The organism is Halococcus qingdaonensis (genome assembly GCF_024508235.1).
GTDB lineage: Archaea > Halobacteriota > Halobacteria > Halobacteriales > Halococcaceae > Halococcus > Halococcus qingdaonensis.
The window spans coordinates 1,565,460-1,585,634 of record NZ_CP101943.1 but is presented as its reverse complement, the minus strand read 5'-3'; the positions used below and the strand labels follow the sequence as shown (position 1 = coordinate 1,585,634).

23 protein-coding genes are annotated in these 20,175 nt (G+C 67.3%); 18 read left to right on the top strand and 5 right to left on the bottom strand.

Features of this window, described 5'->3' with window-relative positions:
* The first annotated feature begins 41 nt into the window (after positions 1-41).
* From NO363_RS08210 to NO363_RS08175, 8 genes are all read left to right on the top strand, one after another.
* On the top strand, positions 42-1,328 hold the full coding sequence (locus NO363_RS08210; protein WP_256684300.1) for a right-handed parallel beta-helix repeat-containing protein: 1,287 nt from the start codon (positions 42-44) through the stop codon (positions 1,326-1,328).
* 1 nt (position 1,329) lies between these two features.
* Positions 1,330-1,821, top strand: a complete 492-nt coding sequence (locus NO363_RS08205; RefSeq protein WP_256684297.1) for a hypothetical protein — start codon at positions 1,330-1,332, stop codon at positions 1,819-1,821.
* Positions 1,822-2,045: 224 nt separating this feature from the next.
* Complete coding sequence (gene cbiB / locus NO363_RS08200; protein WP_256684295.1) at positions 2,046-2,948, top strand: adenosylcobinamide-phosphate synthase CbiB; 903 nt, start codon at positions 2,046-2,048, stop codon at positions 2,946-2,948.
* Positions 2,939-3,685 carry an adenosylcobinamide-GDP ribazoletransferase gene (cobS, locus tag NO363_RS08195; protein WP_256684293.1) on the top strand — a complete coding sequence of 249 codons (747 nt, stop codon included), beginning with the start codon at positions 2,939-2,941 and terminating at the stop codon, positions 3,683-3,685. The genes cbiB and cobS overlap by 10 nt, the downstream gene beginning before the upstream one ends.
* Positions 3,685-4,221 (top strand): NTP transferase domain-containing protein, encoded by a 537-nt coding sequence (locus NO363_RS08190; RefSeq protein WP_256687940.1) that lies wholly within the window; start codon positions 3,685-3,687, stop codon positions 4,219-4,221. Before cobS ends, NO363_RS08190 begins: the two co-directional genes overlap by 1 nt.
* Before the next feature lie 117 nt (positions 4,222-4,338).
* Complete coding sequence (locus tag NO363_RS08185) at positions 4,339-5,346, top strand: aminotransferase class I/II-fold pyridoxal phosphate-dependent enzyme (protein WP_256684291.1); 1,008 nt, start codon at positions 4,339-4,341, stop codon at positions 5,344-5,346.
* Positions 5,339-6,061 carry an adenosylcobinamide amidohydrolase gene (locus NO363_RS08180; RefSeq protein WP_256684290.1) on the top strand — a complete coding sequence of 241 codons (723 nt, stop codon included), beginning with the start codon at positions 5,339-5,341 and terminating at the stop codon, positions 6,059-6,061. Before NO363_RS08185 ends, NO363_RS08180 begins: the two co-directional genes overlap by 8 nt.
* Before the next feature lie 47 nt (positions 6,062-6,108).
* A complete protein-coding gene (locus NO363_RS08175; protein WP_256684289.1) occupies positions 6,109-6,810 on the top strand; it encodes a cob(I)yrinic acid a,c-diamide adenosyltransferase in 702 nt (233 codons plus the stop codon).
* Between the two features lie 41 nt (positions 6,811-6,851).
* Here NO363_RS08175 and NO363_RS08170 read toward each other — a convergent pair whose 3' ends face one another.
* Complete coding sequence (locus tag NO363_RS08170) at positions 6,852-7,820, bottom strand: M48 family metallopeptidase (RefSeq protein ID WP_256684288.1); 969 nt, start codon at positions 7,818-7,820, stop codon at positions 6,852-6,854.
* Between the two features lie 129 nt (positions 7,821-7,949).
* Here NO363_RS08170 and NO363_RS08165 point away from each other — a divergent pair, with 129 nt between their 5' ends.
* The 3 genes from NO363_RS08165 to NO363_RS08155 all read left to right on the top strand — a co-directional run bounded on the left by NO363_RS08165 (position 7,950) and on the right by NO363_RS08155 (position 9,914).
* Complete coding sequence (locus NO363_RS08165) at positions 7,950-8,534, top strand: LOG family protein (protein ID WP_256684286.1); 585 nt, start codon at positions 7,950-7,952, stop codon at positions 8,532-8,534.
* An 82-nt stretch (positions 8,535-8,616) separates the two neighbouring features.
* A complete protein-coding gene (locus tag NO363_RS08160) occupies positions 8,617-8,799 on the top strand; it encodes a hypothetical protein (RefSeq protein ID WP_256684284.1) in 183 nt (60 codons plus the stop codon).
* 2 nt (positions 8,800-8,801) lie between these two features.
* Positions 8,802-9,914 carry a FecCD family ABC transporter permease gene (locus NO363_RS08155; protein ID WP_256684282.1) on the top strand — a complete coding sequence of 371 codons (1,113 nt, stop codon included), beginning with the start codon at positions 8,802-8,804 and terminating at the stop codon, positions 9,912-9,914.
* A gap of 53 nt (positions 9,915-9,967) precedes the next feature.
* Here NO363_RS08155 and NO363_RS08150 read toward each other — a convergent pair whose 3' ends face one another.
* Positions 9,968-10,246, bottom strand: coding sequence for a DUF7521 family protein (locus NO363_RS08150; protein ID WP_256684280.1), 279 nt, complete (start codon positions 10,244-10,246; stop codon positions 9,968-9,970).
* Positions 10,243-10,614, bottom strand: a complete 372-nt coding sequence (locus NO363_RS08145; RefSeq protein ID WP_256684278.1) for a winged helix-turn-helix domain-containing protein — start codon at positions 10,612-10,614, stop codon at positions 10,243-10,245. Before NO363_RS08145 ends, NO363_RS08150 begins: the two co-directional genes overlap by 4 nt.
* 281 nt (positions 10,615-10,895) lie before the next feature.
* Between NO363_RS08145 and NO363_RS08140 the strand changes: the two genes are divergently transcribed.
* From NO363_RS08140 to NO363_RS08130, 3 genes are read left to right on the top strand one after another with little or no spacing between them, the layout of a single operon-like run.
* Positions 10,896-12,317 (top strand): cytochrome ubiquinol oxidase subunit I, encoded by a 1,422-nt coding sequence (locus NO363_RS08140; protein ID WP_256684277.1) that lies wholly within the window; start codon positions 10,896-10,898, stop codon positions 12,315-12,317.
* Positions 12,310-13,311, top strand: coding sequence for a cytochrome d ubiquinol oxidase subunit II (locus tag NO363_RS08135; protein ID WP_256684276.1), 1,002 nt, complete (start codon positions 12,310-12,312; stop codon positions 13,309-13,311). Before NO363_RS08140 ends, NO363_RS08135 begins: the two co-directional genes overlap by 8 nt.
* Positions 13,311-13,583, top strand: coding sequence for a hypothetical protein (locus tag NO363_RS08130; protein ID WP_256684275.1), 273 nt, complete (start codon positions 13,311-13,313; stop codon positions 13,581-13,583). Before NO363_RS08135 ends, NO363_RS08130 begins: the two co-directional genes overlap by 1 nt.
* A 25-nt stretch (positions 13,584-13,608) precedes the next feature.
* Here the strand turns inward: NO363_RS08130 and NO363_RS08125 are convergent, their stop codons facing one another.
* The gene (locus NO363_RS08125; protein ID WP_256684274.1) at positions 13,609-14,733 is read right to left on the bottom strand and encodes a ferritin-like domain-containing protein; all 1,125 of its coding nucleotides are present in this window, start codon (positions 14,731-14,733) and stop codon (positions 13,609-13,611) included.
* Between the two features lie 241 nt (positions 14,734-14,974).
* Between NO363_RS08125 and NO363_RS08120 the strand changes: the two genes are divergently transcribed.
* The 4 genes from NO363_RS08120 (at position 14,975) to artA (ending at position 19,403) form a co-directional block, all read left to right on the top strand.
* A complete protein-coding gene (locus NO363_RS08120) occupies positions 14,975-15,811 on the top strand; it encodes an NOP5/NOP56 family protein (protein ID WP_256684273.1) in 837 nt (278 codons plus the stop codon).
* Entirely contained in the window at positions 15,798-16,427 is a 630-nt protein-coding gene (locus NO363_RS08115) for a fibrillarin-like rRNA/tRNA 2'-O-methyltransferase (RefSeq protein ID WP_256684272.1), read from the top strand. Before NO363_RS08120 ends, NO363_RS08115 begins: the two co-directional genes overlap by 14 nt.
* Positions 16,428-16,607: 180 nt before the next feature.
* Positions 16,608-18,383 (top strand): DUF7282 domain-containing protein, encoded by a 1,776-nt coding sequence (locus tag NO363_RS08110; RefSeq protein ID WP_256684271.1) that lies wholly within the window; start codon positions 16,608-16,610, stop codon positions 18,381-18,383.
* 45 nt (positions 18,384-18,428) lie between these two features.
* On the top strand, positions 18,429-19,403 hold the full coding sequence (gene artA, locus NO363_RS08105; RefSeq protein WP_256684269.1) for an archaeosortase A: 975 nt from the start codon (positions 18,429-18,431) through the stop codon (positions 19,401-19,403).
* Here artA and dph5 read toward each other — a convergent pair.
* Positions 19,395-20,150, bottom strand: a complete 756-nt coding sequence (gene dph5, locus NO363_RS08100; protein ID WP_256684268.1) for a diphthine synthase — start codon at positions 20,148-20,150, stop codon at positions 19,395-19,397. The genes artA and dph5 overlap by 9 nt on opposite strands.
* Between the last annotated feature and the right edge of the window lie 25 nt (positions 20,151-20,175).

Genomic DNA, 20,175 nt, shown 5'->3' with positions numbered 1-20,175 from the left:
TTATCATCGTTCGACGGTGAACTGTATGGTTAGTGGTAGCGATGACCGATGACACGAAACGACACCGACGCGAGGTCCTGAAACTCGGGGCTGCAGCGGGTGCGACGGGGACGGTCGGTCTCGGGCGGATGGCCGTCGGCGCGGGCGATACCCACACCACTCCGGCGGCACTTCCCGATCGCGACCCGCCACGCGAGTACGAGAACTATCGGACGCGCCGCGTTCCGGAGGATCACGACACGATCCAGGCGGCGGTTTCGGCGGCGAACCCTCACGATCTCGTGCTCGTCGGCCCGGGACGCTACACCGAGGAGGTCCGGGTGCTCGACACGCCGAACATCACGATCCGTGGGCGCGACCGGAACCGCGTCGTCCTCGACGGCGAGGGGACGCGGTACAACGGGATCATCGCGCTGGCCGACGGCGTGGTGATGGAGAACCTGACCGCGACGGGCTATGCGTACAACGCTTTCTACTGGACCGGCGTCGATGGCTATCGGGGGAGCTATCTCACTGCGGTCAACAACGGCGATTACGGCCTGTACGCGTTCGATTCGGTCAACGGTCGCTTCGAGCACTCGTACGCGGCCGGCCATCCAGACTCGGGCTTCTACATTGGTCAGTCGAACCCCTCGCACGCACGCGTCGAGAACGTCGTCGCCGAGCGCAACGGGATCGGCTACTCCGGCACCAACGCCGGCGGCAATCTCGTTCTCAGGAACTCGGTGTGGCGGCACAACATGGGCGGCATCGTTCCGAACACGCTCGATTCGGAGGCGCTCGCGCCGCAGTCAGCCATGCGCATCGAAAACAACGAGGTCTACGACAACAACAACGCCGACGCGCCGGCGAAGGCGTTCGGCTACGCGGCCTTCGGCACCGGGATCAACGTCGCCGGCGGGCGGGACAACGAGATCGTCGACAACGACGTCACCGGCCACGTCAACTTCGGCATCGGTGCCATCCCGATGATCGACGCGAACCTCTGGCGACCGGGCGGCAACCGTGTCCACGACAATCGCGTCGCGGATTCCGGCCGGGCCGATCTCGCGCTCGGTGCACCCGTCCGCGACGGCAACCGCTTCGCGAACAACGACGTCTCGTCGTCCCGTCCGGGTAGCCTCACCGACGACGGCATGCTCGGTGATCTCATGACCGGCGTCGGCGACCCGTGGCTGACGCTCTCGCTCGGCAAGCAGTATCTCCAGGCTGAACTCGGCGAGTATCCCCGCGGCGACTGGCGCGACGGCCCCGATCCACCCGAGCGAAAACCGATGCCGAACCCCGAACGCCCGCCGCGCGAGGCCGTCGGGCCACGGAGGGGCTGAGATGGCGAGCGATAGCCGAACCGACGACGCTGGCGGGCGCTCACGAGCGGTTCGTCGTCTCGTCGGCGGCCAGCGTCATTCGGCCCGCACCACCGCTCTTGCCGTCGTTCTCGCGCTGCTCTGTGGCGTGTACGCCGCGTGGTTGCTGGCGGATTTCGGGCTTCGCTGGCCCGCTCTGCTCGCCGTCGCGGTACTGACTGGTGTGTTCTTTTACTCCCGGCGGACGCCGGCAGCGATGCTCGCGAGTGGGTTCTACGGCCTTGCCGTCCTCGTCGCGCTGACGCCGATCGTCCTCGATCTCGCGTTCGTGCTCGCCGCCGACGGCTACGGCGTCACCCCGTGGCCGTTCGTCCTCTCGCTCGCCGATCTCGTCTTCCTCGGCGTGTTCGTCGTCCTCGCGCTGGTGCTGTCGGCCATCGGTTTCGTCATCGGCCGTCGGTTCGACGCCGGCACCGATACTGACAGCGAGGACGCCGCCGTCTCGGAGGGCTGAACGGCGGGACAGCCATCCTCGACCGCGACAACCGAGCCGGTGGTGTCCTGCTGCCACGCGATGCCCACCGATCGTCTGACAGTCGAACGCAACTGTGCGACCCCAGCAGACACATATTTACCCGGCGCACTGCCACCGTTCGACCAGACGACGATGTCAGACGTCGCCCCGGACCCACGCGTTCGACCGTCACACGCCGATCGACCGGGTTGGTCGGGAGGACGATGGGGACGGTAGCGGTGGCGGCGCTCGGAACCGCAGTCGCGCTCGACCTCGTTTTCGAGGAGTTTCCGCGGCGAATCCATCCGGTTGCGTTGTTCGGACGGCTCGTCGGCCGGTTCGATCGGTCGTGGTCCCATCCGCGGGCGGTCGGCGCGGTCGTCGCCCTCGTTCTACCGCTCGGGGCGGCCGCGATCGGCGGCGGGCTCACGGCGCTCTCTGACTCCGTCCATCCACTCGTCGGTGGACTGATCGCGGCGCTCGCGCTGTTCGCGACGACGAGCCTCCGGATGCTGCTCTCGGTCGCCGCCGACGTCGTCGGAACGATCGAGAGCGATCCCGAAGGAGCCCGGACGGCGATCCGGGGGCTCGTCGGCCGCGACACGACGGAGCTCTCGGCGGGCGAACTCCGCAGTGGGGTCGTCGAGAGCATCGCCGAGAACCTCGCCGACGGCCTTCTCGCACCGCTCCTCGCCTTCGCGCTCGGGGTGCAGCTCTCGCTCCCGGTGGCTGTTGCCGCCGCGATCTGGGTGAAGGCGGTCAACACGCTCGATTCGATGCTCGGCTACCGCTCGAAGCCGGTCGGCTGGGCGAGCGCCCGTCTCGACGACGCCGTCATGTGGCTCCCGGCCCGACTGAGTGCCGTGCTCGTCGCGCTCGCCGGCGGTTCGCCGACCGCGCTCGCCCGCGCGCGCCGATGGCACGGTGAGCCGTCCTCGCCGAACTCCGGCTGGCCGATGGCGGCGATGGCCGCGGTGCTCGACGTCGAACTCCGCAAGCCCGACGCCTACGTGTTGAACCCGAATGCTGGGCTCCCGACGACGGCGGACGCGCGCCGCGGACTGCGAGTGATTGCCGTTGCGGGAGCGGTGGCGGTGCTGCTCACGGGGGTGGCTGCATGGTTCTGAGGGCGCTCCGGGGTGCGCTCGGATTCCTCTCGCGGCTCCCCGTCGGCCACGACGGCGATTCCTGGGAGGCGTTCCGCGCCACGCCAGCGAGCATGCCGCTCGCGGGCTACGTCGTCGGCGCGCTCCTCGCGCTCCCGATCGCACTCCCGGGACCAGCGCCGACGATCGCGTTCGCCTTCGTCGTCACCGTCTATCTTCTCACGGGGATCAACCACATGGATGGCGTCATCGATCTCGGCGACGCGCTCGTCGTGCACGGCGGACCGGACGAGCGCCGCGCGGTGCTGAAGGACACCGACGTCGGCGCTGGCGGTGCGCTCGCGGTCGCGGTCGTGATCGCCGGACTTCTCACGGCCGGACTCGCGCTCGCGACGCTCCCGCTGCGGGCCGTGCTGCTCGTCGTCATTGCCGAGGTCGGGGCGAAGTTCGGGATGGCGCTGCTCGTCTGTTTCGGCGCGGCACCCCACGACGGTCTCGGCGCAGCGCTCACCGGGCGCTCCGGGCCGCGCTCGGCACCGCTCGTCGTCGCGAGCGCCGTTCCGGCAGCGATCCTGACGTGGCCGCGGATCGAGATCGCCGGCACGATGCTTCTCGCGGCCGCGCTCGTCGCGCTCGGCTCCCTTTGCCTGGCACGGACGGCTCTCGGCGGGGTGAACGGCGACGTCCTCGGCGCGACGAACGAGATCGTTCGCATCGTCGCACTGCACGTGGGGGTGGTCGCGTGGACGCACTGGTGATGTGTGGCGGTCGCGGCACGCGACTCGACAGCGACGTCGAGAAGCCGCTCTTTCGGATCGGTGGTCGGTCGATGCTCGATCGCGTGCGCGGGGCGCTCGCCGACAGCCGCATCGAGTCGATTCGGTACGTGGCCTCGCCGCACGCACCACGTACGCGGGAGTATCTCGATCAAGACGCCATCGAGGCCCCCGGCGAGGGCTACGTCGCCGATCTCCAGTACGCGCTCGAACGGAGCGATTCACCGGTGCTCACCGTCGCGACCGATCTCCCACTGCTCGACGGCAGCGCCGTCGATCGTGTGCTCGATCGCCACGATACCGGCTCGCTCACGGTCGCCGTCCCCGCTGCGTGCAAACGACGACTGGGTGTCAGTGTCGAAACGACGATGGACGTCGACGGCGAAACGGTCGCACCGTCCGGAGTCAATATCGTCGGAGAGGTCGAAGGAAATCGGACGACTGTGATCGACGACGAGCGGTTCGCGGTCAACGTGAACCACCCGAGCGATGCCGCGGTCGCGGAGACACTACTGTAATGAACACGACAGCCACGATGCCGAACGATCGACGAACCGCCGAGCGAACCGCGATCATCGAGAGCAAATCGGATGATAACGGTGGCAATCGTCGCGGCCGCAGTCGGGAGGAACGACGTGCAGCCTGAGACGGTGCGGGAGGTCGGCCGGGAGCCACACGGCAGCAGCGACGATCCCGCCATCGTCGATTTCAGCGCGAACACCAACCCTCGTGTCCCGGACGGGATCGAGGCGATCTATCGCGAGGCGTTCGCCGATGCGCGCTCGTATCCGGCCGAACCGCCCGGGGAGTATCGCGCGACGGCGGCCGCCTACGTCGGTTGCGAGCCGGCGCAGGTGATCCCGACGCCGGGCGGGCTCGCCGCGATTCGAGCGACAATCTCGCTCGCGATCGAGCCGGGCGAGTCGGCGCTCGTTCCGTATCCCAGTTTCGCCGAGTACGGGCGCGAGATGCGTCTACACGGCGGCGAGCCGGAGTGCGTCCCGCAAGCGGAACTGCTCGACGCCGATCCGACCGATCACGCGCTGGCCGTCGTCTGCAACCCGAACAACCCGACCGGCAACGCCTACGATCCCGACCGACTCGACGCGTTCGCCGAGCGCTGCCGGGCCGCCGGGACGACGCTGCTCGTTGACGAGGCGTTCCTCGGCTTCACCGACCGACCGTCGCTCGCGGGCCGCGAGGGGGTCGTCGTCGCGCGCTCGCTCACCAAACTGTTCGGATTGCCCGGCCTCCGCGCCGGTTTCGCGGTCGCGACGGGTACGTTCGGCGCGGCGCTACGGAACGCCCGGCGAACCTGGAACATGGGTGTGCCGGCGCTCGCGACCGGTTCGTTCTGCATGGCTCGGGACGAGTTCGTCGCCGATACCCGCGAGCGAGTGCGTGCCGAGCGCGAGCGGATGACGAAGGCATTCGGATCGAAATTCGACGTCCACCCCTCCGACGCACCGTTCGTCCTGCTCGATGTCGGCGATCGCTCGGTCGACGGGCTGCTGGATCGAGCGCGCGAGCACGGGCTCGCGATCCGCGACGCCACCACCTTCCGCGGGCTCGACTCGCACGTCCGCGTCGCCGTGCGACTCCCCGAGGAAAACGATCGTTTGCTGGAGGCGCTCGGTGTTTGAGGCGACGACGGCCGACGGCGTGTTCGGCCTCCGCATGCCGGACGCACGCTGGCTCTCGACGGGCTGGAACGGCGGGTTTTCACGGGCCGATGCCGCCTACAACGTCAGCGTGCCCGAGGGCTGGGAGCGGACGGATGTCGATGATTACGTCGAAGAGCGCCGGGAACGAGCCGGGTTCGACATAGCCGGTCCGGCGTTGCTGACCGGCGTCGAACTGCAACACCTCCGGGGTGCGCGGCTCGATTCCGTCGTGGCGTACGCGACCGTCGGGCTGTCGAACCCCGCGGCGCTGCCGACGACACCGATCGAGGTAATCGACGAGCCAAACAACGAATCGGTCGATGGACTGACCGACGAATCACCGCCCGTCGGCACGGTGAACCTCGTCGTCGCCACGACCCGTAATCTGGAGCGGGCGACGCTCGCGAGCCTCCTCGGCACCGTCGTCGAGGCGAAGACGGCGACGCTGCTGCCGACAACTGGGTTTTCGGGAACGACGAGCGATGCAGTGATCGTCGGCAGCGACACTGCGGGCGAGCCGGCGTCGTTCGCGGGCAGCGCGACCGCGGTCGGTGCCGCCGCGCGGGCGTGTGTTCGCGACGCGATCCGGGCGAGTTTTCGCTCGCGATACGCCGATCGAGAGGTTCCAGGATCGGTCGCCGATGCCGATCACGGCGTCGTGACCGATCGCCGTGCGGACGTCTTCGAGCTCTGAACCGAGACGAGCAGAACCGTTAGGGAGGCGGCCCGCACACGAGAGCCATGAGCGATGGCGAAATCGGCGATGGCGATCGCGAGGCACAGCACAGACGGACGCCGGGGCGTGGGGTGTCACCGGCCGCCGAACCCATCGAGCCGGCAGCGCCCGACGAGTTCGGACTGGTCCAGGTCTGGTGGGGCGACGGGAAGGGGAAGACGACGGCGGCGCTGGGGATGGGGTTCCGGGCGGCCGGTCACGGCTACCGGGTCCACATGCTCCAGTTCATGAAGGGCGGGGCCGCGAGCGTCGAGGCGACGCGCGGCGAGTACAACGCCATCGCCGCGATCGAGGGGTTCAGCTACGAGAATTCGGGCCACTACGGCTGGCACGGCTTCCTGGACGGATCGGCCGACGACGAACACGCCGCGCGAGCACGCGGTGCGCTCGAACGCGCCCGCGAACTGCTCGCCGGGGCTGACGACGCCGATCTGTCGTCACCGCTCGCGCTCGATGGGCCGGCGGAGGACGGCGTTCACATGCTCGTCCTGGACGAGATCCTGTACGCAGCGAATCAAGGGCTCATCGAACCCGCGGAAGTCGCCTCGCTCGTCGAATCGAAGCCCGACGCGCTCGAACTCGTCCTCACGGGTGGTCACGAGGAACCGGCCTACGTCGCCGATCGTGCCGATCTCGTCACGAACGTCCGCAAGGAGAAACATCCGTTCGACGCGGGCCATCGCGCCAGGAAGGGCACCGAATACTGACAGCGAACACCCTCTTAGCTCGATTTCCATTCCGCTGGCGATCAGTCGATATCCACGCGATGCCACTGGGTCGAGCCGTCGCTCCCGGCGGCGTTCGCGGCCTCGTGAACGCGCTCGACGCGTTCGTCGGTCGGCGGGTGGCTCGCGAGCGCCCGTTCGGTCGGCGAGCGTTCGGTCTCCCGATCGCGCGACGGCAGCAGCCAGCCGAGCAGTCCCCGGTCGGGTTCGTTCGCCCGCTGGATCTTCTGCAGCGCTCGCGCGAGCGCGAGCGGGTCGTCGAGCACCGCCACCGCCCGCCGGTCGGCCGCGTACTCGCGACGGCGCGCGTACGCCTGGAGGGCGAGCGTCGGCGCGGCGAGCAGGCTCTTCACCAGTCGTTGCATGCCGCTCCGCAGCCCGCTACCCACGCTGTCGGGGCCCCGCACCGGCCGGCCGACGATCAGCGAGAGCCCCCAGCCGATCAGCGATATCACGACCATGAGCGGGACGAGCACCACGAGGAGGAGCGACGTCACCGTCCGTAGCAGACTCGTCGCCAGCGTCCGCAGCAGGCTGTCGTAGCCTTCGAGATGCGCGAACTCGTGGGCGAGCACGCCTTCGAGTTCGGCCGGCGTCAGGAGCCGCACGAGCGACTGATCGACGACGAGCGTGTCGCTACCGAGCGCGAACGCGTTCGGCTGGCCGAGCCGTCCGAGATAGATCTCCGGGCGGTCGATCTCCATGCGCCGGGCCAGGCGATCGACGCTCGCGTGGACCTGCGGCGCACGTGCCTGCGTAAGCGGGGCCACGTCGAGGCGCGAGAGCAGGCGTTTCGAGTTCGTCCGATAGCCGAGATAGCCGAAGAGGAGCGCGAGCCCGACGGCGACGACCAGCATCGAGGGGAGCGCACCGTCCGCGAGCAGCGCACCGAACAGCTCCGAGCCGACGAGGACACCGATGCCGGCGAGGGCGAGCAGCCACACCCCCGCCAGCACAGCGACCCCGCGCGGGCGACGGGACGACACTGACATGCCTCTCAGTACGTACTGCGCACGCAAAACAGTTACCGAGTGTGGGTGTGCGAAGCGTGTCTGCGTGCACAGGAAGGAGATGGCGACCCGGATCACACGCTACTTCGCCGTGCGGCGAGGAGGCGAAATATGGATCGGATCTGTGTCTACTGCGGGTCGAGTAGCGGCGCGCGATCGGCCTACCAAGAGGCGGCCGTGAGCCTCGGGCGGACGCTTGCCGAGCGCGATCTCGGGCTCGTCTACGGCGGGGGTGACGTCGGACTGATGGGGACGGTCGCCGACGCGACGCTCGAAGCGGGCGGCGAGGCCCACGGCGTCATCCCCGACGGCCTCCGCGAGCGCGAGATCGCCCACGAGGGGCTCACCGAGCTCGACGTCGTCGGTTCGATGCACGATCGCAAACGGCGGATGGTCGATCTGGCCGACGGGTTCGTCGCTCTCCCCGGCGGCTACGGCACGCTCGAGGAGTTCATGGAAGTGCTCACCTGGACGCAGCTCGGTCTCCACGCGAACCCCTGCGGGCTCCTCGACGTCGCGGACTACTATGCGGAGCTGGCGACGTTCTTCGACCACCAGCGCGAGGAGGGGTTCGTGAGCGCCGATCACCGCTCGATCGTCCTGATCGAGGACGAGCCCGACGAACTGCTCGATCGGTTCGCCGACTACGAGGCACCGCCGCTGAAGAACGTCCTAGATAGTCCCGACGAGACCTGATCGCTTCTTCCCTGTCCACTGGTGGCTCCCGGATCAATCGAGGAACGAAACCGATATATGATTTTAGGCTGGCCTAATTCACATGCAACGCGAACCGGAGACACACGGAGAGCCGGCGCAGGTCGGCGAGAGAGCCACAGTAGGAGTCGATTCCGACCCGGGTGCGACACGATGGCTACATCCATCTCTCCCCGCCGAAAACGAACTCGTCGATCGTGATCCAAGAACCGCTGCCGAGCATATCCCCGCCACGGCGGGGCGCTGATCGTGGCAAGCGAATCCACCACAGAAACCACTCGCTCCGCGCGCGAGCGCTGGCTCGGCTGGATCGACGGCTCGCTGCTCGCGCTCGTCGTCGCGAGCGTCGCCATCGTCGTCGTGGCCGGTCTGCTCCAGGTGAGCTTCGGCGCGTACTCGATGTCGATCACGGAGGCCTGGCAAGCGGTGTTCGATCCCGACGTCCTGCTGAACCCGCAGGCGCTCGAAGCGTTCTTCCTCGGCGGCGAGATCCCCGAGATGGGACGGCAGAGCCTGATCGTCTGGAACATCCGCCTGCCGCGCGTGCTCGTGGGCGCGTTCGTCGGAATGAACCTCGCCGTCTCGGGTGCGATCTTCCAGGCCGTCACCAGAAACGAACTGGCGAGCCCGTTCATCCTCGGCGTCTCGTCGGGTGCAGGGTTGATGATCCTGCTCACGCTCGTCGTGTTCTCGGGGCTGTCGGCTGTCCTGCCGCTGATCGCGGCCGTCGGCGGTGCGGTCGCCTTCCTGATCGTCTATCTCATCGCGTGGAAGAACGGCACTTCGCCGATCCGGCTCGTTCTCGCGGGCGTGATCGTTAGCACGGTCTTCCAGTCGCTGCAGACGGGACTGTTCTTTTTCGCCGACGATCTCGGGGTAGTTCAGAGCGCGATCGCCTGGACGACCGGCTCGCTCACGGGCACCGACTGGGAACAGGTCCGGATGGTGCTGCCGTGGACCGTCGTCGCGATGGTGCTGGCGCTGGTCAGTGCTCGACAGCTGAACGTCCTCCTGCTCGGTGAGAGCACCGCGAGATCGCTCGGCATGAGCGTCGAGAAAGTCAGATTCGCGCTCTCGGGTGTGGCGGTTCTCGCCGCGGCCGCGAGCATCGCTGCCGCGGGAATCGTCGGGTTCGTGGGATTGATTGTTCCGCATATGGTCCGGAACATCGTCGGGAGCGACTACAAGAAACTCGTCGTCGGCTGTCTGTTCGTCGGACCGGCGCTGATGGTCGCCGCCGACGTCGGCGCACGGCTCCTGTTGAGCCCGGTCCAGATCCCGGTCGGCATCGTCACCGGGCTAGTCGGCGGGCCCTACTTCCTCTATCTGATGCGCAAACAGGACAGCCTGGGCGCGATCTAAGCCTACTTCGTTCTACTATCGTCAACGGATCCCTGTGACCGGATTCGGTGGACTCACTCGACGTAGAGCGAGTAGACGATCGCCCCGAAGCCGAGCGCCGTCAGGACGCTGTTGATTAGGACCCCGGAACGGAGCCCGACGCCGAGCAGCTGGTGAGCGATCCCTGCGAGCAGCGCCCCGACGGTGACGATTCCGAAACCGACCGCGAGCGCGCGGAGCGACGGCGAGCCGGTCCGACGGTGGGCCTTGTAGGCGATGTAGGCGATGGCGGTGCCTAGAACGAAGATGACGGTCTTGCTCACGACGATCGCGATCGACAGCGCCTGGCTCACAGCTCGTCACCCATCTCGGACCACATATCGGCGAGGCGCTCGTCGACGGTGTGTGTCGGCCGATCGACCGTCACGTCGACCCCGTCGTCGGTGATGGCGACGTCCAGTCCATCGGCGTCGCGCTGGTAGCGCGTGATGCGCCCCCGTTCGGGATGGACGTCGTGGAACTCGCGGACGAGCGTGGCCCGGCTCACGAGATCCAGCTTGCGGTACACCGTCGATTCGGCGATGTCACAGGCATCGCTGAGTTCCTTTGCGGTCATGGGTTGGGAGGCCTCTCGGAGAATGGCTCGGCAGTCGGGATCGTCGAGCGCGTCGAGGACGACCTGCACCGGCGTGTCCCCGTCGTCCATCGGTGCAGGTCCCATTGTCGATCCGTGACCCGCGGCCGGAATAGGCTGCCCGATTCGACGATCCGGATGGGGGTTCGTCCGCATCGAATTGATATCCCTGGCGTAAAGTGTAATGCTTGTGCACTCGACTCACGACAGCGCCCGTCTCGTTTCCCACGGAATGGGAATCGCCCGTCAGTTGACCCCCCTGTATCACCAACTGTCGATCATGAACGCGTCTCGGACCGCCCCCACGTGGGGATCATCGACCAGCGACCGCCGACACGCCTCGACGCCGCAACCGCGGGTGAACCACCGTGGTTGATCCGGTCATCGCGAGCCGCCTCCAGTTCGCGCTCACCACCATCGTCCACATCATCTTCCCGGTGGTGAGTATGGGGCTCGCACCGTTCCTCGTCTACTTCACGTGGAAGGAAATCCGAACGGGGAAAGCCATCTACGAGCAGCTCCGGCGGTTCTGGACGAAGATCTTCGCCGTGAGCTTCGCCGTCGGCACGGTCACGGGGCTGGTGCTCGAATTCGAGTTCGGCACCAACTTCGCGGCCTTCTCGACGATCGCCGGCGAGCTGTTCGGCGGCCCGCTCGCGCTCGAAGGGATGATGGCGTTCATGCTCGAAGCCACCTTCCTCGGGATCTTCGTCTTCGGGCGCGAGCGCGTCTCGAACCTGGTCTATTTCGTTTCGAGCGTCGCCGTCGGCCTCGGAACCTGGCTGTCGGCGACCTGGATCCTGATCGCCAACTCCTGGATGCAGACCCCGCGGGGGTTCGAGATGGTGATGGAGAACGGCCAGTCGGTCGTCAACCTCGTCGATCCGATCGCTGCCTACCTCAACCCCCGCTTCCCGTGGATGTTCGTCCACATGCAGAACGCCGCCGTCGAGTCCGTCGCGCTCCTGATGGCCGGCATCGCGGCCTACTACGTCTTCCGCCATCACGTCCGGGAGAACCCGATCGACCATCCCGAGTTCTGGGAGAAGACGCTCAAGATCGCCCTCGTCGTCCTGCTCGTCACGGCCCCGATCCAGGCGATCCAGGGTGACGCCTACGGCCGCCACGTCGCCGACACCCAGCCCCAGAAGTTCGCCGCGATGGAGGCGGTCTGGGAGACCGAATCCTACGTCCCCGAGTACATCGTCGCCGTGCCGACGAACGTCGACGACCTGTTCGACCCGCGGGCGAAGGAGCTGTTCGGCATCGGCATCCCCGGAATGGCGTCGTGGCTCGCCAGCGGTGGGAACGCGGAGGCGACGATACGCGGGCTGGAGTCCTTCCAGACGGAAGCGCCACCCGTCGCGATCGTCTTCTGGGCATTTCGCATCATGGTCGCGCTCGGCTTCTGGTTCATCCTGCTCGCGCTCTGGGGGGCCTACCGCTGGTGGCGCGGTGAGCTGCTGGAGGACGATCTGCTCCACAAGGCACTGATGGGCTCGTCGCTGCTCGGCTTCCTCGCCGTCGAGGTCGGCTGGATCGTCACCGAGGTTGGCCGCCAGCCGTGGGTGATCCAGGGCGTGCTGAAGACCACCGACGGCGTCTCGCCCGGCCTGACGGGTACCGAAGCGACGTTCACGCTGGCCGGCTTCGCCGGCGGCTACGCGCTCCTGCTGATCCTCTACACCTACGTCGTCGTCCGACTCGTCAGGAGCGGTCCGCCGACCCGCGACGAACTCGCCGCAGTCGAATCGCCGACGACGGAGGAGGCGGTGAGCGTCGATGACTGAGCTCGGCATGCTCGCGAGTGAGCCGCTGTTCGGCCTGCCGCTCGCCGAGCTGTGGTTCGGGCTCGTCTTCTTCATCTTCGGGACCTTTCTCTTCCTCGACGGGTTCGACTTCGGCGTCGGTATCCTGTTCGCGACCAGGGACAGTAAACACGAGAAGGAGCGACTGCTCGACGCCATCGGGCCGTTCTGGGACGGCAACGAGGTCTGGCTGGTCGTCTTCGGCGGGGCGCTGTTCGCAGCGTTTCCGTCGATCTACGCGAACCTGTTCAGCCGGCACTACCTGCTGATGTTCGCCATTCTCGCCGCGCTCGGACTGCGCGGGCTCGCCCCCGAGATGTACGAACAGCGTGACGACGCGACCTGGAAGACGTGGTGGGGCCGGGCGTTCGTCGTCGGGAGCCTCACAACGCCGTTCCTGATCGGCCTGTTCGCAGCGAACTGGCTGCTCGGCGCGACGACGATCGTCACGCTCCCGGGCATCGTCGTCGGGTTCGCCGTCGTCGCGCTGACGGTCGTCGACGGCGTCGCCTTCCTCCGACTGAAGACGCGCGGCGAACTGCGCGAGAGCCTCGCGACCGACGGCTATCGTGCCCTCGCCGCCTATCTCGCGCTCGTCGTGATCGCACTCGGCGCGCTCTACGCGACGACACCTGGACTGCGTTCGGCGCTCCTCTCGCCGCTCGTCGTCGGGCTGGTCGTCGCCACGCTCGTGTTGGCTGGCGGGTACGCGCTCGCGACTGCGCGCGACCGCTACTATCTCGCGTTCGTCGCCGTGGCGGGGCTCGTCTTCAGCCTCGTGGGCGTCGTCGCCGGATCGATGTACCCGCTGATCGACCGGGCGAGCGGTCTCACCGTCGAGGACGCCATCGTCTCGACGCTGCCGCTCAACGTCATGACAATCGGTGCCGGACTCCTGCTCCCGCTGATCTTCGTCTACTTCGGCGTGCTCTACTCGGTGTTCAGCGGTCCGATCGAGGCGGGTGAGTCCTACTGATGGATCACGACGAACGAGTCACTGCCGATGGTTCCCAAACCGAGGAGTCGTCACTCGACGACTCGTCGAGTCCGAACCTGCTCTCTCGGATCCTGGTGACGTGGATCGAACTCACCGTCGTCGCGATCACCGGCGGGCTGGCTGGGGCGTCGATCGGTGGCCCGGTGGGGTTCATCCTCTCGCTCGCCACGACGCTGCTCACCGTCGCGATCGTGTTCCACAACGTGAACGAACTCGTCAAAGAATGGCTACGGTTCGGGCAGGGCGCGTGACCCTGCTATCGGTGTCGTGGCGCGCTCACTCGACGGTGATCGACGCGTCGTCGACGACCGCCTCCCCGTCCTGCGTGTAGGCTCCGTCCGCCTCGCCGCCCGAGGTGAGGAAGTCGTAGGTGCCGTTGCCGTTAGTGTCCTTGTGGGGCATGGCGATCAGCGTCTGGTCTCCCTGCAGGCTCGACTGGTCGTAATCGCCGCCGGGGACCTCGGCGTAGAGCGGGATCTCGATGTCCATCGCCGTACCGGCGTCGTAGGCATCGGAGACGCCGATGACGCTGCCCGCGACGTTGCCGTCGAGCAGGCTGCTGTCGTGGATGGCGACGAAGCCGCCGTCGGGCAACGCGGCCGAGGCGACCGTGACGCTCGATCCGTCCGAACTCTGGTCGTCGAACGTCGCCGACGCCATCTCGGGTGCGTCCTCCTCACTGACGATGAACTGCTTGGCGATCGGCAGGACTTCGTCCATCGTCCGCGCGGGGTTGAACGCGTTGGGCGCGGGCCGCTGGAGGTTCAGCAGCTGGAAGTAGGTCTGGTGGTTGGCTTCCACGCTGTGGATCGACAGCGCTGGCGGGATGATGTCCGGGTTCGAGATGAGCGGTGCCGCGCCGGCGTAGGCGGAGACGCCGACGGCTTCGAGGCGGTCGGCGACAGCGACGAACTCGGTGATCGACGAGTACGGGAACTCGTAGTTCGCCGGCTCGACGGGTGTGCCGCCGAGGTCGTTGATCGTCTTGCTGAGCGCGTCGACGTGGGCCTCCTCGTGATCGCGGACGTCCTGGATCTGCTGATAGACCGAATACTGCAGCGTCTCCCGGTCGAAGTAGTTCGCGACCTCCGAGCGCTCGACCTCGCTCTCCGAATAATTGTCGAGGAAGTCGTTGTAGTAGGCTGCCTCCAGATGTTCGAGCGTGAGCGCGTAGTTCAGGACGTCGACGTCGCTGACGTCGTCACCGCCACTACCGCTGTCGCCGCTGCCGTCGTTGGCGGCCGCGACGCCGCTGCCGACCGCGCCGAGTGCGGCCGTGCCGACGCCGACCTTCGCCGCATCGCCCATGAACCCGCGCCGCGAGCGTAGTTGATCGCTTACCTGTCCAACGAAATCGAGAACGCCGTCCGAATCCTCTCGGATAGTATCGTCATCTGTCATGGTATTCTCGTGCGTCGCCGCACGGACTATTCTTCGCCGACTTCCCTTATGAACGTATGCCAGAAACACACCCAAATTCGTTCGTGTTCCATCAGTAGAACGTATCTCGCCGGTACCGACGACCAATGCACGTTGTACGGTAATCGTCGGTGTACGCCACCATGCGCTCGACGATCCGTGGGTCGTTGTTCGACGTGGCACGTACCGGACCCCTTTTCGCTGCCGGTCGGTTACGGCGGCCATGAGCGAGGGATGGTTCGCCGGTCTCGCGGCCGATCAGGTGGGCGTAGAGCGCGTTCGCGAGGGGAGCGCCGACGCACCGGATACATGGCCCGACCGGGCGATCGAGGCGGGCTTTGCCACGAGCGAGGAGGCGTACTACGACCGCCTGCACGAGGCGACGACCGCGGCGGCCCGTACGGCGATGGAAGAACGCGAGCGCGCCGACGATCAGCAGGTGATCCACGCCGTGCGCGCGATGGATGACGCCGGACGGATGGCGAACGAACTCGCCGAACGCGTCGCCGAGTGGGCCGGCAGCCGCGACGCCGAATCGGGGACGGGACTCGACTACTGTCGGGAGCTCGCCGCCACCGAACCCGCTGAGCCGGCCGACGAACGACTGGTTTCGATCGCCGAACGGGCGATCGAACTCGACGACGAACGCGACGCGCTCGAACGGTACGTCGAACGGGTGATCAGGAGCGCCGCGCCGAACCTCGCGGCACTCGCCGGACCGACGCTCGCGGCACGGCTGCTCGCACTCGCCGGCGGACTCGATTCGCTGGCGAAGACGTCGAGCAGCACGGTGCAGGTCCTCGGCGCGGAGGAGGCACTCTTCGCCCACCTTCGCGGGCAGGCCCCCTCACCGAAACACGGCGTCATCTACGTCCACGAGTACGTTCGCGGCACGCGCCCCGAGAAACGCGGCTCGGCGGCGCGCGCACTCGCCGGCAAGCTCACGATCGCCGCACGGATCGACCACTACGCCGGCGACCGCAGACCGTCGCTCGAAGCCGATCTCGACGAACGTATGCGGCGGATCCGTACCGGTGGGGAGGACGATGGCGCTGCCTGACGGGGTGCAGTACCGCGCTATTGATGGCGAGGAGCGCCTCGCCACCCGAGGCGAAGCGGTCTACGGCGAACCGGTTGCCGACGGCTGGCGGGCGTGGGACGCCCACCGCTCGAAGCTCGGCGCGATGTACGAACTCGGAATGGAGCCGGGGCTCGCAGCCGGCGATCGCGTGCTCTACCTTGGCGCGGCCAACGGTACGACCGCTAGCCACGTCGCCGACGTCGCCGGCCCGACCTACGCCGTCGAGTTCGCCGCCCGGCCGATGCGCGATCTCTTGTCGGTCGCCGAGACGCGGGGGAACCTGTTTCCACTGCTCAAGGACGCCCGGAAACCCGAAACATACGCGCACGTCGTCGAGGACGGTCTCGATCTGCTCGTCCAGGACGTCGCGACGCGCGGACAGGCACGGGTCGCGCGGGCGAACCGACGGTTCCTCCGCGACGACGGACGCCTGTACGCGTCGATCAAAGCCAGAAGCGAGGACGCGACGCGCGAGCCGGACGACGTCTTCGCCGACGCGCTCGACGATCTCCGCGAGGGGTACGAGATCCTCGACAGCCGCCGGCTCGACCCGTTCCACGCCGACCACCTCGCGGTCGTCGCCACCCCACGCTGAGCGATCGATGTCGCCGGACGGCGCGCCCGCCACCACAAAGCACTTATAAGGGGAGTCTATCCTTTCAGCCATACGCCGAGCAACGATGCCAGGTCAGCATGCCCGCTTCCGGTCAGCACACTGGAACCCCTCGATAGCCCATCCCGTATCGTCGACGAGTACGGAGTACCGACAGCGTGCGTGGCGACCGTGAACGACCGCCCCGGACTCATCCTCGTGGTGGTCGTGGTTCTCGCCGCGTTCGTCGGTGCGATGCCAGCGGCGGCACAGGATGTCGGCAATGCGACCGACCGCCCGACGGCATCGTTCAATCAGTCGACGGTGACCGAACAGCGCGGCGACATCGCCGCGATCGAACTCGATCTCTCCGGGACGACGAACGCGACCGTCTCGGTCGGCAGCGAGGCGGTCAACTACGCGGCGAACGTCACCGTCAACGACAGTAACGGTGACGGGCGTGTGACGCTGTTGATGAACACGTACATCGCCGGTCTGGACACCGACAACCCGGTGTACGGAGCCACCGCGGGCGATGCGGTCGTCGGCACGAACCGATCGACCGCCCCGCTCGATAGCCCGCTGGAGACGAGTCAGTACAACCTCTCGGTGGCGGTCGACGACCGGCGGACCGACACGGCCACGCTCGCGCTCACCGAGCGCACGGCCGGCGAGCTCATCACCTGGACCGCACCAGCGGCGACCTTCGACAACGCGACGAACGCGAGCGAGGTCGCCGCCGCCGTCGACAACGGCCGCATCACCGCCTCCGATTCGGTCGCCGTCGGCGACGTGTCAGTCAATCAGGTCAAGCTCTCGGGGGTCTACGGCGCGCTCGCGGTCTCGAACGTCACGGAACTGCTCCGCAGTGGCGCGCTCGATTTCAGCATGGTGCAGACGAACCCGTCGACGAACCGCCCGCCGAAACGCCTCGATCTGAACCGAAGCCTCGCGAACGACTCGATCCGCGTGGTGCCCGACCCGCGCAACGACGTGCTCTACGTCAACGTCGATACGAGGGCGGCAGTGTTCGACAACGGAACGCTCTCGGCCGGCGATCGCTTCGAGAGCACGCTCGCCATCGACGGCGAGAGCACGCTCGCGGACGCCGACGAGTCGGTGAGTGCGAACGTCACGTTCGTCGGCACCGAGGTCGGTCTCGCCGACCCGTCGCTGGTCGCCGGTCCGAACCAGACCATCTCGGGCACGACGAGCGTCGCGCCCGGTAGCGAGGTGACGGTCCGCATCCAACGCAACGGCAGCAGTTCGATCGTCAAGACCAACACGACGCGGGTGAAGCCGAACGGCTCGTTCGACACCTCGTTCAACCTCTCGTCGGTCGCGCCCCGGAGCACGGTCACCGTGCGGGCCGAGGGGCCGCTCGGCACCGGTGACCGGATGAACACGACCGTCGGTCCGTATCGGCCGGGCGGCCCGCCCAACGGCACCGCAGCGCTCGCGGTCCCCGACCAGACCACCACCGGCGAAACGGTGACGATCAGGAACGCGACGCTGCCCGACGGCGGCTTCGTCGTGGTCCACGCGGCGAACGCCTCGTCGGACCCGCTGGGAAGCGTCCTCGGCGCGTCGAGCTACCTCGAAAACGGCACCACCGAGAACGTCACCGTCTCGCTCTCCGAGCCGCTGGCCGAAGACACGCGCGTCGTCGTGATGGCCCATACCGACAGCAACGACAATCAGGTGTACGACTTCAGCAGCTCCAACGGAGGCGAGGACGGGCCGTACACCGCCAATGGTAGCGCCGTCACCACGGGCGCGCGGTTGACGATCGTCGAGACGACGACCGTCGAAACGACCACCGCCGACACCGCGTCGGGAACCACGGCAGCGACGGCGACCGGTACGAACGGGACGACCGACGGGAGCGGTCCCGGGTTCGGGATCGTCGCCGCGCTGCTCGCGCTCTCGCTGGCCGGGCTGGCGTGGCGGCGGCACTGAGGCCAACGGCAAAACCTATACTGCCGATCGTCGTAGGGTCGACAAATGATCGACGGGCTGCTCGCCGCTCTCGCGTGGTTCGGCCAGTTCTCCGATCCGCTGGCGTGGCTGTCCGTGCTCGCCTTCAGCGCCGGTGGCGTGCTCTCGTGGCGCGACAGCCGCTTCGCCCGGTCGGTGACAGTCGCCGCGTGGCTGCTGTTCGCCGTCTTCTGGCTCTCGGTGTTCCATCACTTCGCGTTCGTCCAGAAGAGCTTCATCGAGGGGATCGGGGTGCTCGTGGCAATTCCGGCGAGCATGTATGCGGGCCTCCTGCTCGCCCGTGGCCGCGACTCGTTGTTCGTGCTCTCGCGGGCGATCGCCGCGATGGGTATCATCTTCTTCCCGTTCGAGACGATCACCGCGCTCCAGCAATTCCTCATCGAGAGCGTGACGAGCCAGACCGCCTTCTTGATGGAACTCATCGGCGCGGAGCCGACGGTCGTCTCGGGTGCGATGGTGCCGGACGGGACCTATCCCGCCTATCAGAGCACGTTCTGGTTCGCCGACGGCGGCCACACGATCACCTACACCATCCTGATTGCCTGCACGGGCATCGGCAGCATGGCCATCTTCGGCGGGCTGATCGCTGCGACGTCGGCCCCGCTCTCGCGCAAGTTCCGCGCGCTCGCCGTCTCGATCCCGGTGATCTACGCGCTGAACCTCGTCCGCAACGTCCTCATCGGACTCGGCTTCGGCCTCCAGAAGTTCCACGTCTTTCCCGACGTCGTGATGGGGCTGTTCGGCGCGAGCGATCCCTACAAGGTCTCGTATTTCGTCGTCGATCGGATCCTCGCCCAGAGCCTCTCGGTGCTGGCGCTCGTCGCCATCACGTGGGTCGTCGTCCGCGAACTGCCCGAGATCATGGTCGTCATCGAGGACGTGCTGTTCATGGCCACCGGCACGGAGTACGACCTCCAGGATGCGCTCGGGACGACGGTTCGCGCCGACGGTGGCGTCACCGAAACCGACAGTTCAGAGTAGCTCGGGCGGTGCGTCCGCGAGCGCTTCGAGCGCGTCGCGTTCGAGGTGATGGAGTTCACCCGGAAGCACGAGCAGGTGGAGTGGGTCGCCGAACGCACCCTCCGCGAGCGCAGACAGTCGGTCGGCGACCACGAGCGGATCGGGACTGCCGGCACGGGCAACGACCACTCCCAACCCGTCGATTTCGGGTGCGAGCCGCGCAGCGGCGACATCGGCGCTCATGTATCGCCCCTCGGCAGCCTTGATATCGAGATAGCAGAGCGTGTGGAGCCCGCGCTCGCGGTTGGCTTCGATCGTTTCGACGACGCTTTCGGGTATCGGCCGATCACGGTAGGCGAAGGGGATCGTCGTCGCCTTGCCGAAGCGGTAGTTCTGGAGGCCAGTGAGCGAGCCCGCGGCGGTCTGGGCGGTCGTTCCGTGGATGATGCGTGTCTCGATGTCGCGTTCGTGGGCACGAAGCCGGAGGTCAGTGTGTGTCGTCGAGACCATCGGATCACCGGCGACGAGAAACACTGCCGAACCCGCTTCGGCCGCATCTAGGACCGGTGCCGGCTCCTGTTCGACGCCCGCTCGATCGCGGACGTCGATGGCGACCCCGTGATGGGTTTCGAGTTCCTCAATCGTGGTCCCGACGAGCCGGCTGGTGTAGAACTCGGCGAAGACACGATCGGCGTCCCGGAGCGCTTCCCGGCCCTCGACCGTGATCGAGCGCTTGTCGTAGAGACCGAGCCCGACGAAGGTGAGCATGGCCCGCCTCGGGCGGCAGGCGGAT

Coding starts and splice junctions, on each gene's coding strand:
- NO363_RS08210 (WP_256684300.1), top strand. CDS start 42: ATGACCGATGACACGAAACGACACCGACGCGAGGTCCTGAAACTCGGG.
- NO363_RS08205 (WP_256684297.1), top strand. CDS start 1,330: ATGGCGAGCGATAGCCGAACCGACGACGCTGGCGGGCGCTCACGAGCG.
- cbiB (WP_256684295.1), top strand. CDS start 2,046: ATGGGGACGGTAGCGGTGGCGGCGCTCGGAACCGCAGTCGCGCTCGAC.
- cobS (WP_256684293.1), top strand. CDS start 2,939: ATGGTTCTGAGGGCGCTCCGGGGTGCGCTCGGATTCCTCTCGCGGCTC.
- NO363_RS08190 (WP_256687940.1), top strand. CDS start 3,685: ATGTGTGGCGGTCGCGGCACGCGACTCGACAGCGACGTCGAGAAGCCG.
- NO363_RS08175 (WP_256684289.1), top strand. CDS start 6,109: ATGAGCGATGGCGAAATCGGCGATGGCGATCGCGAGGCACAGCACAGA.
- NO363_RS08170 (WP_256684288.1), bottom strand. CDS start 7,820: ATGTCAGTGTCGTCCCGTCGCCCGCGCGGGGTCGCTGTGCTGGCGGGG.
- NO363_RS08165 (WP_256684286.1), top strand. CDS start 7,950: ATGGATCGGATCTGTGTCTACTGCGGGTCGAGTAGCGGCGCGCGATCG.
- NO363_RS08160 (WP_256684284.1), top strand. CDS start 8,617: ATGCAACGCGAACCGGAGACACACGGAGAGCCGGCGCAGGTCGGCGAG.
- NO363_RS08145 (WP_256684278.1), bottom strand. CDS start 10,614: ATGGGACCTGCACCGATGGACGACGGGGACACGCCGGTGCAGGTCGTC.
- NO363_RS08135 (WP_256684276.1), top strand. CDS start 12,310: ATGACTGAGCTCGGCATGCTCGCGAGTGAGCCGCTGTTCGGCCTGCCG.
- NO363_RS08130 (WP_256684275.1), top strand. CDS start 13,311: ATGGATCACGACGAACGAGTCACTGCCGATGGTTCCCAAACCGAGGAG.
- NO363_RS08125 (WP_256684274.1), bottom strand. CDS start 14,733: ATGACAGATGACGATACTATCCGAGAGGATTCGGACGGCGTTCTCGAT.
- NO363_RS08120 (WP_256684273.1), top strand. CDS start 14,975: ATGAGCGAGGGATGGTTCGCCGGTCTCGCGGCCGATCAGGTGGGCGTA.
- NO363_RS08115 (WP_256684272.1), top strand. CDS start 15,798: ATGGCGCTGCCTGACGGGGTGCAGTACCGCGCTATTGATGGCGAGGAG.
- artA (WP_256684269.1), top strand. CDS start 18,429: ATGATCGACGGGCTGCTCGCCGCTCTCGCGTGGTTCGGCCAGTTCTCC.
- dph5 (WP_256684268.1), bottom strand. CDS start 20,150: ATGCTCACCTTCGTCGGGCTCGGTCTCTACGACAAGCGCTCGATCACG.